Origin of the sequence: Candidatus Synechococcus spongiarum (assembly GCF_900047545.1) — a bacterium.
GTDB lineage: Bacteria > Cyanobacteriota > Cyanobacteriia > PCC-6307 > Cyanobiaceae > Synechococcus_B > Synechococcus_B spongiarum_C.
In genome coordinates this window covers 1-12,912 of sequence record NZ_FITM01000080.1, presented here as the reverse complement: position 1 = coordinate 12,912, position 12,912 = coordinate 1, and the positions used below count along the sequence as shown (strand labels likewise).

General features: G+C 64.4%; 15 protein-coding genes. 7 read left to right on the top strand and 8 right to left on the bottom strand.

Annotated elements, in window-relative coordinates; all coding sequences use genetic code 11:
- Nucleotides 1–358 (bottom strand): four-carbon acid sugar kinase family protein (locus FLM9_RS03210; RefSeq protein ID WP_257242984.1); only part of this gene is annotated, 358 nt, incomplete at its 3' end.
- Between the two features lie 98 nt (nt 359–456).
- On the opposite strand from FLM9_RS03210, the gene FLM9_RS03205 reads away from it, so the two are divergent.
- Complete coding sequence (locus FLM9_RS03205) at nt 457–1,638, top strand: FAD-binding oxidoreductase (protein WP_074457234.1); 1,182 nt, start codon at nt 457–459, stop codon at nt 1,636–1,638.
- On the opposite strand, the gene FLM9_RS03200 is transcribed toward FLM9_RS03205, so the two are convergent.
- A complete protein-coding gene (locus tag FLM9_RS03200) occupies nt 1,599–2,426 on the bottom strand; it encodes a tetratricopeptide repeat protein (RefSeq protein WP_143324577.1) in 828 nt (275 codons plus the stop codon). The two genes, FLM9_RS03205 and FLM9_RS03200, sit on opposite strands and share 40 nt — an antisense overlap.
- An 85-nt stretch (nt 2,427–2,511) precedes the next feature.
- Between FLM9_RS03200 and patR the strand changes: the two genes are divergently transcribed.
- A complete protein-coding gene (gene patR, locus FLM9_RS03195; protein ID WP_257242983.1) occupies nt 2,512–3,240 on the top strand; it encodes a heterocyst master regulator PatR in 729 nt (242 codons plus the stop codon).
- Nucleotides 3,241–3,259: 19 nt separating this feature from the next.
- On the opposite strand, the gene ald is transcribed toward patR, so the two are convergent.
- Complete coding sequence (ald, locus tag FLM9_RS03190; protein WP_438801329.1) at nt 3,260–4,381, bottom strand: alanine dehydrogenase; 1,122 nt, start codon at nt 4,379–4,381, stop codon at nt 3,260–3,262.
- A 39-nt stretch (nt 4,382–4,420) separates the two neighbouring features.
- Nucleotides 4,421–5,299 (bottom strand): glycine--tRNA ligase subunit alpha, encoded by an 879-nt coding sequence (gene glyQ / locus FLM9_RS03185; RefSeq protein WP_074457233.1) that lies wholly within the window; start codon nt 5,297–5,299, stop codon nt 4,421–4,423.
- A gap of 120 nt (nt 5,300–5,419) precedes the next feature.
- On the opposite strand from glyQ, the gene FLM9_RS03180 reads away from it, so the two are divergent.
- The 3 genes from FLM9_RS03180 (at nt 5,420) to folP (ending at nt 7,372) form a co-directional block, all read left to right on the top strand.
- Complete coding sequence (locus FLM9_RS03180; protein WP_074457225.1) at nt 5,420–5,662, top strand: hypothetical protein; 243 nt, start codon at nt 5,420–5,422, stop codon at nt 5,660–5,662.
- Between the two features lie 77 nt (nt 5,663–5,739).
- Nucleotides 5,740–6,480 carry a triose-phosphate isomerase gene (tpiA, locus tag FLM9_RS03175; RefSeq protein ID WP_074457224.1) on the top strand — a complete coding sequence of 247 codons (741 nt, stop codon included), beginning with the start codon at nt 5,740–5,742 and terminating at the stop codon, nt 6,478–6,480.
- Nucleotides 6,481–6,490: 10 nt separating this feature from the next.
- On the top strand, nt 6,491–7,372 hold the full coding sequence (gene folP, locus FLM9_RS03170; RefSeq protein WP_257242982.1) for a dihydropteroate synthase: 882 nt from the start codon (nt 6,491–6,493) through the stop codon (nt 7,370–7,372).
- Here the strand turns inward: folP and FLM9_RS03165 are convergent.
- Together FLM9_RS03165 and dapB are read right to left on the bottom strand one after the other, a co-directional pair.
- Entirely contained in the window at nt 7,351–8,007 is a 657-nt protein-coding gene (locus FLM9_RS03165; protein ID WP_074457223.1) for a DUF8619 family protein, read from the bottom strand. The genes folP and FLM9_RS03165 overlap by 22 nt on opposite strands.
- Nucleotides 8,001–8,879 carry a 4-hydroxy-tetrahydrodipicolinate reductase gene (gene dapB / locus FLM9_RS03160; protein ID WP_257242981.1) on the bottom strand — a complete coding sequence of 293 codons (879 nt, stop codon included), beginning with the start codon at nt 8,877–8,879 and terminating at the stop codon, nt 8,001–8,003. Before dapB ends, FLM9_RS03165 begins: the two co-directional genes overlap by 7 nt.
- 114 nt (nt 8,880–8,993) lie before the next feature.
- Between dapB and ndk the strand changes: the two genes are divergently transcribed.
- On the top strand, nt 8,994–9,452 hold the full coding sequence (gene ndk / locus FLM9_RS03155; RefSeq protein ID WP_074457230.1) for a nucleoside-diphosphate kinase: 459 nt from the start codon (nt 8,994–8,996) through the stop codon (nt 9,450–9,452).
- Here the strand turns inward: ndk and FLM9_RS03150 are convergent.
- The gene (locus tag FLM9_RS03150; protein ID WP_074457222.1) at nt 9,428–10,597 is read right to left on the bottom strand and encodes an FAD-dependent oxidoreductase; all 1,170 of its coding nucleotides are present in this window, start codon (nt 10,595–10,597) and stop codon (nt 9,428–9,430) included. The genes ndk and FLM9_RS03150 overlap by 25 nt on opposite strands.
- A 113-nt stretch (nt 10,598–10,710) precedes the next feature.
- On the opposite strand from FLM9_RS03150, the gene gatB reads away from it, so the two are divergent.
- On the top strand, nt 10,711–12,198 hold the full coding sequence (gene gatB / locus FLM9_RS03145; RefSeq protein WP_074457229.1) for an Asp-tRNA(Asn)/Glu-tRNA(Gln) amidotransferase subunit GatB: 1,488 nt from the start codon (nt 10,711–10,713) through the stop codon (nt 12,196–12,198).
- A 6-nt stretch (nt 12,199–12,204) separates the two neighbouring features.
- Here the strand turns inward: gatB and coaE are convergent, their stop codons facing one another.
- Nucleotides 12,205–12,840: a dephospho-CoA kinase gene (gene coaE, locus FLM9_RS03140; protein WP_074457221.1), complete on the bottom strand. Its 636-nt coding sequence runs from the start codon at nt 12,838–12,840 to the stop codon at nt 12,205–12,207.
- Nucleotides 12,841–12,912: the final 72 nt, after the last annotated feature.

The following is a 12,912-nucleotide window of genomic DNA, read 5'->3' as shown; positions in this document are numbered from 1 at the left end:
GGGCATAGCTGCTGAGGTGGACCGGCTGGCCATGGAGAAAGTGATGGCCGCCAACGGTGGTGCGGCCACCGGGCAGGAAGGCCGGTAACAGGAACACCACCGCAAAAGGACCCAATTCCTGGCTAAGCACCTGTGCCTCCAGGGGGAAGTGGCTGCGCAGGGTGGAATCCCCCCGGCTCACCAACTGCCAGTGCTCCAGATTCAGCCGCTTTAGCGCCAGGCGCAAGTTGCGACAGATGGCGCGAAGACGCACCTCCGCGGCCCGGCGGGGCAAGGCGCGGGTGTTGGCCAGGATGAAGACAACGTTGGCCGGATGCTGGAGCCCTGCCACCAGGGTTTCCACACGCCAACTTAACAAGAGCAGGCAACTGTGAACCGTCTGCGAGCCTGTTGGGTCATCATCAATGACGATCAACTTGCTTGTGGGCGCTGGGGTCATTGGCACCGGGACGTGAGATGGGAAGGGCCACGGTGACCCGTGGCTGGCTGCGGCCCACGCTGCAGGAGGTTCCCGATCTCCTGCGCCAGCTCAATGTGGCCCGTCAACCCTGGCGCCCCGCCGGGCTGGGGGCACATTTCCACTGGTGTCGGCCTGGGCCGTGGGAGGGCCAGGTTGTCTCCGTTGCCGGCAACAACAGAATCCTCCGCCATAGCGCGGAAGACTTCACCATTGAAGTGGAGGCGGGACTCCCCCTGGCCTGGTTGCAGGCAGCCTTGGCGGAACAGGGGCAATGGCTGGCGGTAGACCCTCCCCCAGCCGCCGGCCCAGGCACCGTTGGCGGACTGGTGGCCCGTGGGCTCTCCGCCGGTCTGCGCCATCGCTATCTGGGCGTCCGGGATCAGCTCATCGGGGTGGGCTTTGTGCGCGCCGATGGCGTGGCAGCCAAGGCAGGTGGCCGGGTGGTCAAGAACGTGGCCGGCTACGACCTCATGCGGCTGCTCTGTGGCTCCTGGGGCTCCCTCGCGCTGCTGACCCGCCTGACCTTGCGCACCTATCCCATGCCCCCCCAGCGTCGTCACCTGCTGCTTTGTGGCCCCCGGGAACCCATGCTTCAACTGCGCCAGTGGCTGTTGCGCTCCTGTCTCACCCCGGAGCGGATGGACTGGTGGAGTCCCGCCATGGCAAGGCGGTTGGGCTGTGGAGCTGCTCCGGAGGATGAGCTGTGCCTGGTGATCAGTTTGGGCAGCATCTCCCGGGACGCCATCAAGGCCCAGGAGCAGGCCCTGGCAGCACAGCTTGGAGACTTCGTCCAGATGCAACCCCTGCCCAACTGGCCACAGGTGGCCCTGGCGCGACCGCCGGAGCCGGGCGCCTGGCTCTTGCATCTGGGCTGCCGTCCTGCATCCATGGCCCAGCTCATGCTGGAGAGTGGCGCCGCGGGGCTGTGTTGGCACGGTGGGCTCACCACCGGCCTGGGCTATGCCATCGGCACCCTCACCGTTGAGCAGGTGCTCCAGTTGCGGAACCGCCTCACGGCCCATGGTGGTTTTCTGACCATCCTGGTGCAGCCCCACGGCACCATCCCGTCTACCCTGCCGCCGTGGCAGCGTCAGCCTGCTGCAGACGTGATGCTGGCCATTAAACATGCCCTGGACCCCTATGGGCTGGTGAGCGGCGGCGGGGTGCCGGGGAATTGAGTGGTGAGGGCACGGGTCAACTCCAGGCTCCACCTCCGGGACAGAATGTCCAGCCATTGGATGGTGACGGGATCGCCGTGCTGGCGAGCTTCCGCCAGCAATTGTTGAGCAGCCTCCAGGTCGCCATTGTCCTGCCGCAACATGGCCTGGGCAATGAGGGGGCGTGGATCCGTCTCCTTCCGTTGCGACCGGTCGATCATTTGCTCCAACAGTTGGTCTGCCGCGCCCACCTTGCCCTGGGTGCGGTACACGTCCGCCAACAGCAAGCCATAGGGCACGGCATCAACCGTGCTCTCCATATCCGAGTCTGGCGGCTCCGGGGGCTGGACCCGTTGCCAGGCGGCCTCGGCCTCGGCCTCGGCCCGGTCCGCCTCGCCCCGCTCCAGCAGGATGCGGCAATGGAGTTGCAGCAGTGAAAGGTTGTCGGGATCCACCGCTAAAAGATCTTCAACCTGCTGTTGGGCAGCGGTCAACTCGCCACTGGCCCGCAGCAGCTCGGCAGCTAGCACACTCAACTGCCAGCGCTGGGGATGCTTGCGATGCAAAACCTGCAAGTGGTCGTAAGCAGCCTGGAGATCCCCTTGCTGCAGCCGGCTCGTGATCAACTTCAGCAGCAAGTCCGGATCGTCCGGCAAGCGAACCGGTTGCTTGCGGAGGTTGACAACGTTCTGCTGCTCGGCCGGACCGGCAGAGGTGCTGCCAGACGCCCACCAGCCCAGGAAAAAGATGCCGCCATAGCTGCCGCCAAGCAACACGCCCTGGAGCAACAGAACGATGGCACGGGGCACGGGGGCGGTGAGGGGTCTGGCAGGATTAAACTGTCTCACAAGGCAGAAATCCAGACTGGATATGGCAAAACAACCCATTTCACCGGTGACAGACCCTCTGCAATTCCGAGCCATCGGACTTGTCAGGGGCATTTATCGCTCAGACGACCCGGACTCCTTCACCATCGGAGTCATCCACGCCATGGACAACACCCAACTGGAAGCCGTTCTTCTCGGCCGCGTGATCCACTTGGTGCGGCGGTACGTGGACTTGGACCAGCCCCATCTCTGGGTGTGCTACCCACGCAATGGCGATAAGGATCACGACAAGCTTCACCTGCAAGTGATGGGGATTTGGGAGCCCAGCTTGCTGGATCGCACCGACGAGGCGCCCCAAGATCCCCGGCCCTCCGAAGACCCGCAGCATTCCCACGATATTGAGCTGTCAGACGGTTATTTTTCCGTGCGCGGTGAGTTGATGTTCACCAATCCCGAAGCACAGCAGCTTGTGGTCAGAATTCGCCAGCAGCCCCGGGGCAAAACCACCCACAAGCGCGGACGTAACTTCAAGCTGAGGCTCCATGGGGTTGTGCCACGCCGTGCTTTGCGACACTTCCTCAACCTGGACCTGAAACGCCATGGACAGAGTCTGCATGTGGAGCGCTACGACGTGATTCAGCCCATTAGGAGGGGACGTTTTGACAGAGGGCAGGGTGGACAGGGGAGAGTGCTCCACAGCAGAAAACCGGTGGGCCGCTCCCTTGAGCCGGGCGCCTCTGCAGGCCCTGGTCGGCCGCGGCAAGGCGTTCTCAAACGCCTCAACTCCGAGGCCTGACGGGACGCGGCCTGCCCCCTTAACCCAGGCAGGCCATGGGACGGCGCTGCTCAAGACCCAGGGCCTTGGCCACGGTCGGGTGGCAGATGGAGCCGTCAGCCGTGTTCAAGCCCCCCAGGAGTTCCGGCTTCTCCGTGACCGCTTCCCGCAACCCGAGCCCGGCAATGGCCCGGATGTAGGGCAGGGTGACGCTCACCAAAGCCTGGGTGGCGGTACGGGGCACGGCGCCGGGCATGTTGCCCACAGCATAGTGCCCCACGCCATGGACAACGCGCACCGGGTCCGTATGGACCGTCTCCTGGCTGGTGGCGATGCAGCCCCCCTGGTCAATGGCCACGTCCACAATGACCGAGCCAGGGGTCATGCGCTGAACCAGTTGCTCGTCCACCAGTGTGTGGGCACGGCCACCGGGAGTCAGCACGGCGCCGATCAGCAGATCTGCCGTGGGCACCAAGTGCTCAATGGTGGTCCGATTGCTCACCAGGCCCGTGATCCGGCCACGGCGTTCCGCCTCCAACTGACGGAGTCGGCCTGGGGAAAGATCCAGCAGAATGACCTCGGCATCCATGGCCGCCGCGATGCGGGCTGCGCTCCAGCCCACGGTGCCAGCCCCCAACACCACCACCCGCGCCGGTTGGACGCCTGTGCAGCCGCCGATCAACACCCCGCGGCCCCCATGGGGCTTCTCCAGCAGGTGGGCCCCCACCTGGGCAGCCAGACGCCCGGCAATCTCGCTCATGGGGGCCAGCAGCGGCAGGCTGCCGTCCTCCAGTTGCACGGTTTCATAGGCAACGGCGCTGACCTTGGCCTCCAGCAAGGCCTGGGCCACCGCCGGATAGCCCGCCAAGTGCAGATAGGTGAACAGCACCAGGTCTTCTCGTAGAAACCGATACTCCTCGGGCTGGGGTTCCTTCACCTTGACCACCACGTTGGCGGACCAGGCGGTGGCGGTGTCCACAAGAATCGCCCCCGCCGCGGCAAAGTCCTCGTCCGCAAGACCCGCTTCTTCTCCGGCGCCCCGCTCCACCCACACCGCCAGGCCGTGGCGTGTCAACTCCTTGGTGGCGTCCGGCGTCAGCGCCACACGCCGCTCGTCCCGTTTGACCTCCCGTGGAATGCCCACATTGGCAGTTGACGACATGGCCATAGGACCCAATTCCGGCTTCGGTTATCTTCCCATTCAGGTCAACAGGGGGTAGCCCATGGCCTGCCGCTCCCCTTGCCAGGCCTGGGCCACCGCCGCCGCCAGCTTGCGGATGCGCATGACGGTGCGCTGCCGCTCCGTGACGGAGATGACCCCCCGGGCATCCAGCAAATTGAAACAATGGCTGCACTTGAGCACCCAATCCAGGGCCGGAACCGCTAAGCTTTGCTCAGCCAGTTGGCTGGCTTCCGCTTCATAGAGGTGGAACAGTTTCAGAAGACGCTGAGGGTCACTGGCGACAAAGTTGTAACGGCACTGCTGCCGCTCCTGCTCCAGCCAGATTTGGCCGTAACGCAGGTGGTGGTTCCAGCGCAGGTCCCAAAGATTGTCCACCTCCTGCAGGTACATGGCCAGCCGCTCCAGGCCATAGGTGATTTCCACGGAGACGGGACAGCAGTCCAGCCCGCCGCACTGCTGAAAATAGGTGAACTGGGTGATCTCCATGCCGTCCAGCCACACCTCCCAACCCACACCCCAGGCCCCCAGGGTCGGGGATTCCCAGTTGTCTTCCACAAAGCGAATATCGTGGCGCTCGCAGGCAATGCCCAGGGCCTCCAGAGAGCGCAAATAAGTTTCCTGGATACCGGCGGGAGAAGGTTTGATCAGCACCTGGTATTGGAAATAGTGCTGGGCCCGATTGGGGTTATCCCCGTAACGCCCATCCCCGGGTCGTCGGCAGGGCTCCGGGTAGGCCACGGCCCACGGCTCCGGACCAAGGGCGCGCAAGAAGGTGTGGGGGCTCATGGTGCCAGCCCCCTTTTCCGTGTCGTAGGGCTGGAGCAGGACACAGCCCTGTTCTGCCCAGAAGCCGTTGAGGGTGGTGATGATCTGCTCAAACGTTTGCCGGCTGGACATGGAACTGGACATCAGGAAAGCGGATCTCCAGGTGTACAACAACTTGAATGGATGTGATCACCTTGTCTCAAGGTGGGAGAAAGACCTGTAGGATGGCGGCAACCCTTGCAGTCATTAGGCATGATTGGCTTGAGTCCGTTGGTGATGGATACTGGGGTCGTTGCATTCAGAGGCTCGCCGGCGCCACCCCAGCCCCGGGAACTTCAACTGAAGAGCAGGTTGATTACCGCCACGGCTTGGACCTTGGCGCTGTTGGAATTGGTTGTGGCCGTCACCCTGGCCCTGGGCCAAGGCCTGCTGATTGCCATGATTCTCATTGCCCCCCTTGAGTCTTCTGAGCAAGGGGATCAACCTGAAGCCTAGACGCCCCAGCCCTTGACCCCGGCGCTGGGGCAGCCAGTCCGGGCGCTGGTAAGCTGGCGACGGAATCATCGTTTTTCGTGCGTCAGGCTTTTATTGCGGGGAACTGGAAGATGCACATGACCTGTGCAGCCGCCCTGCGTTTTCTTGAAGATTTCCTCCCCCAGGTCACAGAAACCCCCACGGACCGGACCGTCATCCTGATCCCGCCGTTCACGGCCCTGTCCAGCCTCAGCAGCGCCATGCATGGAGGTCGCATTCGCCTAGGCGCTCAGAACGTGCATTGGGACGGGGACGGGGCCTACACAGGTGAGATCTCTGCCCCCATGCTGACGGAGCACGGGGTGCGCTACGTGATTGTGGGCCATAGCGAGCCGCGCAAGTATTGGTGCGAAACCGATGAGGCGGTCAACCGCCGCGCCCATGCGGCGCAAAAGGAGGGGTTGACCCCCATTGTCTGCATCGGGGAAAGCCTAGAGCAACACCAGGCTGGGGAAACCGACGCAGTGATTCACCGCCAAGTGGAAGCCGGGCTGGAGGGCCTGGAGTTGGATTCCCTGGTGGTAGCCTATGAACCCCTCTGGGCCATCGGCACAGGACAGACCTGTGATGCCTCGGAGGCCAACCGCATCTGCGGGCTGATCCGCCAATGGTCCGGTAATCCGGAGCTGACCATCCAATACGGCGGCTCCGTGAAACCCGGCACCATTGACGAACTGATGCACCAGTCCCACATTGACGGGGTGCTGGTGGGCGGCGCCTCCCTCGACCCGGACGCCTTTGCCCGCATCGTCAACTACCAGTCATTTCAGGAGAACTGAGCTGCGTGCCATGGGGAGCGCCATTCCAGGTCTGGCGCCAGATCGCACCGCGATCATGGCGGTGGTGAACATCACGCCCGACAGCTTCAGCGACGGGGGACGCATCACCAGCGTGGCCCAGGCCGTGGACACCTGTGGCGCCCATCTCCAGGGGGGCGCCCACGTTCTGGACATTGGCGGCCAGAGCACCCGTCCCGGCGCCGTGGAGATGGGGCCTGCCGTGGAGATGGAGCGGGTGGTGCCCGTGATTCAGGCTGTTCGCCAGCAGTTGGGACCTGAACCCGTCCTCTCCGTTGACACCTTCTGGGCCGCCGTGGCCGAGGCGGCCCTGCAGGCGGGGGTGAACTGGGTGAACGACGTGAGCGGCGGCAACCATGATCCCGCCATGCTGCCGCTGGTGGCGCGCCGGCGTTGTCCCTATGTGCTCATGCACCGCCGTGGCGATAGCCGCACCATGGACGCCATGGCCCACTACGAAGACGTGGTGGGGGAGGTGGAGGCGGCCCTGCTGCGCCAGACAGCTACGGCGCAAGCCGCTGGTGTGGAACCCTGGCAACTCCTCTGGGATCCCGGCCTGGGATTTGCCAAAACCACCCACCACAACCTGACCCTGCTGCGCCACCTGTCCCGCCTGACCCACCACGGCTACCCCCTGCTGGTGGGGCCGTCCCGTAAGCGGTTCATCGGTGCAGTTCTTGAGCAGCCCGACCCCTGCCGGCGCAGTTGGGGCACGGCCGCAACGGTCTGCAAGGCCATTGCCGGTGGCGCTGCCGTGGTGCGCATCCATGACGTGAAGGCCATGGCCCAGGTGGCCACCATGGCGGATGCACTGTGGCGTTCGCCCCAGGCCGGCTCATCACCGGATGAGCCTCAGCCCCAGGCAGCCAACTGACGCCGACACAGGTTCACCAGCAGGTCTCGGCGCAGATAGGGGTAGCGACCAACCCATAGGTTCTGCTGTGGCAGCCAGGCATCGCTGAAGGCCATGACGGGGGAGAAATCCCGACGGTTGGCCATGGCCAGACAGCAAACGGTGTCGCCCCGGCGAATGCCCTGGTGCTTCTGTTCCAGGGGGAATGCCAGGGTGCCCAGGAAGCCGTCCTCATCGGCAAGCTCCAGGTTGAGCCAGCGGCGCTTGCTCTCCACCAACTCCAGTCGTCCCTTGGCGTTGACGTCCTCGCGGCGCTGCGCCACCCGCTCTTCCGTGAACAGGTCCCCCACCTGGGCCATCACCAGGGCTGTATGGGAAAACCGGCGCAGATGACCGTTGCGCTGGGCCGCCACGGCCACGGGCGCCCACAACCAGGTGAGGCCGAAGACAATGCCGGTGACCAGCCAAAAGGATCCTGAGGGGCTGCCAAAACCCAAGACCTGGCTGAGAAGCAAGCTGACCACCCCCCCCACCACGGAAATCATCACCCGCTGGAGCAACACCTGGGGACCGCCCCAGCAGGCACTGAACTGGGGACCGGTGGCCACCTTGGGGAGCAGCTGGTCCCGCTCCGCGCCACTCAGCGGAATCAACATGGCGCCTTGAGGAGATGTTCCAGCCCGTAGACCAGTCCCTCCAATGCGCCCACTTGACGAATGGTTTGCAGGACACCGGGCATGTAGGCGCTGCGGTCGATGGTGTCGTGCCGCAGGGTGTAGGTCTCGCCAGGGCTGCCAAACATCACCTCTTGGTGGGCCACCAGGCCGGGGAGCCGCAGGGCGTGGAGCCGCAGACCGCTGGGGCGCTGTCCACCACGGCTGCCCGCCAGGCTCTCCTTCTCCTCCACAGCGGCCGGGTTATAGACCTTGCCCAGGGCTTCCATCAACTCTGCTGTTTTGATGCAGGTGCCGCTGGGGGCATCCGCCTTGCCGTTGTGGTGCAGTTCGATCAACTCCGCATGGTGGTAGAAGCGGGCCGCGGCCACGGCAGCCTGTTGCAGTAACACCATGCCCACGGAAAAGTTGGGAATCACCGCAGCGCCAACGGACGCCTTGCGGCTGAAATCAGCCAGGTCCTCCAGTTGCTCGGGAGAGAGACCCGTGGTGCCAATCACTGGGTGAACGCCGTAGGCAATTGCCGCCCGGGTGTGGTCGTGTACCACGGCGGGATGGGTAAAATCCACCATCACGGCGCCGCGATGCTGCTGGCTCACCAGGCAAAGGTGACCCTCCAGATCCTGGCTCACCACCACTTCCAGAGGGTCCAGGCCCAACAGGGAGCCAACGTCCTCCCCCAGCGCCTCTGGTGCCGTATCAATGGCGGCCACTAGGCTGAGATCCGCAGCTGCGGTGACGGCCCGCACCACGTGGGAGCCCATGCGCCCCAGCGCTCCAACCACCAGCACAGGGATTGTTGAGGCAGGGGAGGAGGGGGAGCCTTGATCGGTCACGGGCATGGGGGCAGGCATGGGGTCCAGACTTATCCCAAACCATAATCGCGCACCCACTGACACCAACCAACAAGACCCTTGCCAAAGGGTCTGTCCACCATGGATCATGGCTGCCATTTCATGGAATTGGCCATGGCTTGCGAGCGCACGTTTATCGCCATCAAGCCAGATGGGGTGCAACGGGGACTGGTGGCGGACATCCTGGGCCGTTTCGAGCGCAAGGGCTTCAAGCTGGTGGGCCTCAAGCTGCTGACCCCCAGCCGGGCGCTGGCGGAGCAGCACTACGGGGTTCACCGGGAGCGTCCCTTCTTTGCGGGGCTGGTGGCGTTCATCACCTCCGGCCCGGTGGTGGCCATGGTATGGGAAGGGGAAGGGGTCATTGCCAGCGCCCGGGTCCTCATTGGCGCCACCAAGCCCCTGGAGGCGGCCCCCGGCACCATCCGGGGTGACCTGGCGGTGGACATTGGCCGCAACGTGGTCCACGGCTCTGACGGCCCGGACACCGCCCAGTTTGAAATCGGCCTCTGGTTCCAACCAGAAGAACTCAGTAGTTGGCAACCGGCGGATCAGGCCTGGCGCAGCGAGGCTTGAGCAGGGGCTGGAGAAAAGCGGTTCCAGCGGAAGGCATGGAGGAAGGGGGCGACCCAGGAGGTGTTGTGGCAGCCCCCTGGATCGGCCTCCAGCACGACTCGGGTGAGTTCCGCAGTGACAGCAGCCAGCAGAACCCCGTTGCGGTGGTGGCCCGTGGCCATCACCAGCCCTGCCAGCGGACCCGGCCCCAACACCGGCTGTTGATCCCCCGTGCAGGGCCGGAACCCGTACCAACGCTCCATGGGGGGCCAGCGGGTTGCGGCTGGCAACAACTGCCGCAAACCCTGCTCCAACCGGCTCTGCCCCATGGGGGTGAGGCCTGGGGTAAAGCCCACCTGCTCCGTGGTGGCCCCCACCACCACCAGGCCGTCCTGGCGCGGCACCAGGTAGGTGCCGGGACCAAAGAGCACCCGCCGCAAGGCCTGGCGCGGCGCTTGTACGGAGAACATCTGCCCCTTGACGGGCGTCACCGGCACCTGAGGGAGTAACTGTTGACTCCAGGCGCCGCAACACAGCACCGCCTGCCCACAGGGCAGTTGCCGTCTCGCCCCATCGTCGGTGCGCAGGGCAAGACCCACCAGGTGCCGATGGCCGCTGCCATCCTCATCCCAGCACAGCCGCTCCACGACCCCTTCCTCAAAGTACACGCCACGACGGCGGCAGGCCCGCTCCAGGGCCGCCATCAACCGGCGACGACTGTCCAACTGACCGTCCTGGGGAAACAACAGCCCGCAGATGAAGGCAGGGCTGATGCCTGGCGCCTCGGTCTCCAGCGCCGCCCGATCCAGGGGATGGCCCAGGGCTGCCGTGGGAAACGCTTGGCGTTGGGCTTCGCTGGTGAAGGGCGCCACCGTGCCACAGGGCAGCCAACCGCAGGGAAGGCCACTGTCTTCCTCAACGGCGCCCACCCATGCCGGAATCATCCGGAGACTGCGCTGAGCCAGCGTCAACAGGGGTCCGCCGAGGCCTTCAGCGTGGGGCGCCAGCATTCCGGCGGCGGCAAAGCCCGCCGCCTCCCGCCGGACACAACGCAGGAGATGGACAGACCACCCATGACGGGCCAGACCGTGGGCCACCGCCAATCCCATCAACCCGCCCCCCAGCACCAACACCTGCTGTTGTCGGCTCCGGTGCAATGGGTTCACGGCAGGTGGTGGCAAGGGGTCTTGCCTATGGTGCATGGAATGCCCGCCTATGGCTGGGCCGGCCGGGGCCGCGAGAGCAGCTAGGATCCTGAAGCGTCTTGGAATGGCTGGCCATGGCAGTTGCGGCTGGGCAAAAGCATCACCACTGGGTTCCCGTTATCGGCCTGGAAACCCATGTGCAACTGGCCACCCGAAGCAAAATTTTCTCCCCCAGCGCCACCGCCTTTGGCGATGCCCCCAACACCCACGTTGACCCGGTGGTGTTCGGATTGCCGGGCAGCCTGCCCGTACTCAATGCCCGGGTGCTGGAATTTGCCGTCAAGGCAGGTTTGGCCATCAATTGCCACATTGCCGAGCACAGTAAATTCGACCGCAAACAATACTTTTATCCTGACCTGCCCAAAAACTACCAAATCTCCCAATACGACCAACCCATTGCCAGGGAAGGCTGGCTTGAGATTGCGGTGGCCGAGAAGGGGCAACCCACCATCAACAAACGCATCGGCATTGAACGTCTGCACATGGAGGAAGATGCGGGCAAACTGCTCCATGTCGGTGCGGATCAACTCTCGGGTAGCACCCATTCCCTGGTGGATTACAACCGTGCCGGTGTGCCTCTGGTGGAGATTGTCTCCAAACCGGATTTGCGCAGTGGCCGGGAAGCTGCCTCCTATGCCGCGGAGTTGCGCCGCATCATGCGCTATCTGGGGGTGAGTGACGGCAACATGCAGGAGGGGTCCCTGCGTTGCGACGTGAACATCTCGGTGCGCCCCAGTGAAGATGCTCCCTTTGGTACCAAAGTGGAAATCAAGAATATGAACTCCTTTTCCGCAATTCAAAAAGCTTGTGATTACGAATTCAAGCGCCAGGTGCAAGCTGTTGTGGCTGGAGAGGCCATTGTGCAGGAAACTCGCCTCTGGGATGAAGGGCGGCAATGCACAAAATCCATGCGCAAGAAGGAGGGCAGCAGTGATTACCGTTATTTCCCCGAACCAGACCTGGGACCCATTCACGTCAGCGTGTCCCAACGTCAGGCCTGGCAGGCGGAACTGCCGGAGTTGCCCGCCGCCCGCCGCCACCGCTACGGCCAGGAATTGGGGCTCTCGGAGTACGACGCCCGACTGCTCACCGATGAGCGCCCCATGGCCGACTACTTCGAGGCTGCCGTGGCCGCCAAGGGAAACCCCAAAGCCGTCGCCAACTGGCTGATGGGCGATCTTTCCGCTTACCTCAATGCCCACAAGCTCAGCGCCGATCAACTTCCCTTCACACCCGCCCGGTTGGTGGAACTGGTGGGGCTGGTTGAGAGCAACACCATCAGCGGTAAAACCGCCAAGGAACTCTTGCCCGAGCTGTTGGCCAACGGTGGTTCGCCGGCAGCCCTGGTGGAGCAACGGGGCCTCACCATGGTGAGCGATCCCGCCCAGCTTACGGCCCTGGTGGAGGAGCTGCTGGCGGCCCATCCCAAGGAGGTGGAGCAATTCCGCCAGGGGAAGACCAAGGTGAAGGGCTTCTTTGTGGGTCAGTTGATAAAGAAAACCAGGGGCAAGGCAGATCCCAAGCTGGCTAACCAGCTCCTGGCCGATGCCCTCAAGGGTTGATCAGGGTCATGGCGCCTGCTTGGCAAGGGCCACGTCCACCTGTCCGGCCAATTCCACAAGATTGCCGTGGTTCTTGAGGATCAGGTCAGCCAGGCGGCGCTTGCGGGCCAGCGGCCACTGGGCCTGGATCCGCTGCCGGGCCTCCTGGGGGCTGAGGTGGTCCCTTGCCAGGAGGCGCTCCAGTTGGCTGGCCTCATCCAGATCCACCAGCCACACCTCGCTACACAGCACCTCCAACCCGGCCTCAAACAGGAGGGGCGCCACCAGCACCACCGTTGCCGCACGGTGATGCCGCGCCAGATCCCTGGTGAAGGCGTCTCTCACCAGGGGATGGGTGAGCACTTCCAGCCAGCGCCGTTCTGCCGGTTGGGTGAAGATCATGCGCCCCAGGGCACGGCGATCTAGGGCGCCGCTGGGTGTTTGCACCTGCTGGCCATAGCGATCCACCACAGCCTGACAGGCCGCCGTGTCGGGCGCCAGAAATTGCCGGGCATAAACATCTGCGTCCAGCACCGGCAGACTGTGGCGATCCGACAACATGGCGGCCACGGTGCTCTTGCCCGTGGCAATGCCGCCGGTGAGCCCGATGCGGCGTTGGGGTCCGCACCAGCGGCGACGCGGGTGGTGGGGCTCCGACGTCATGCCGTCACCATTCCTTGCTGGTTGAGGAGTGGGAGCGTCACCACTTGATCCCCTCTCAACGCCAGCGCCGCC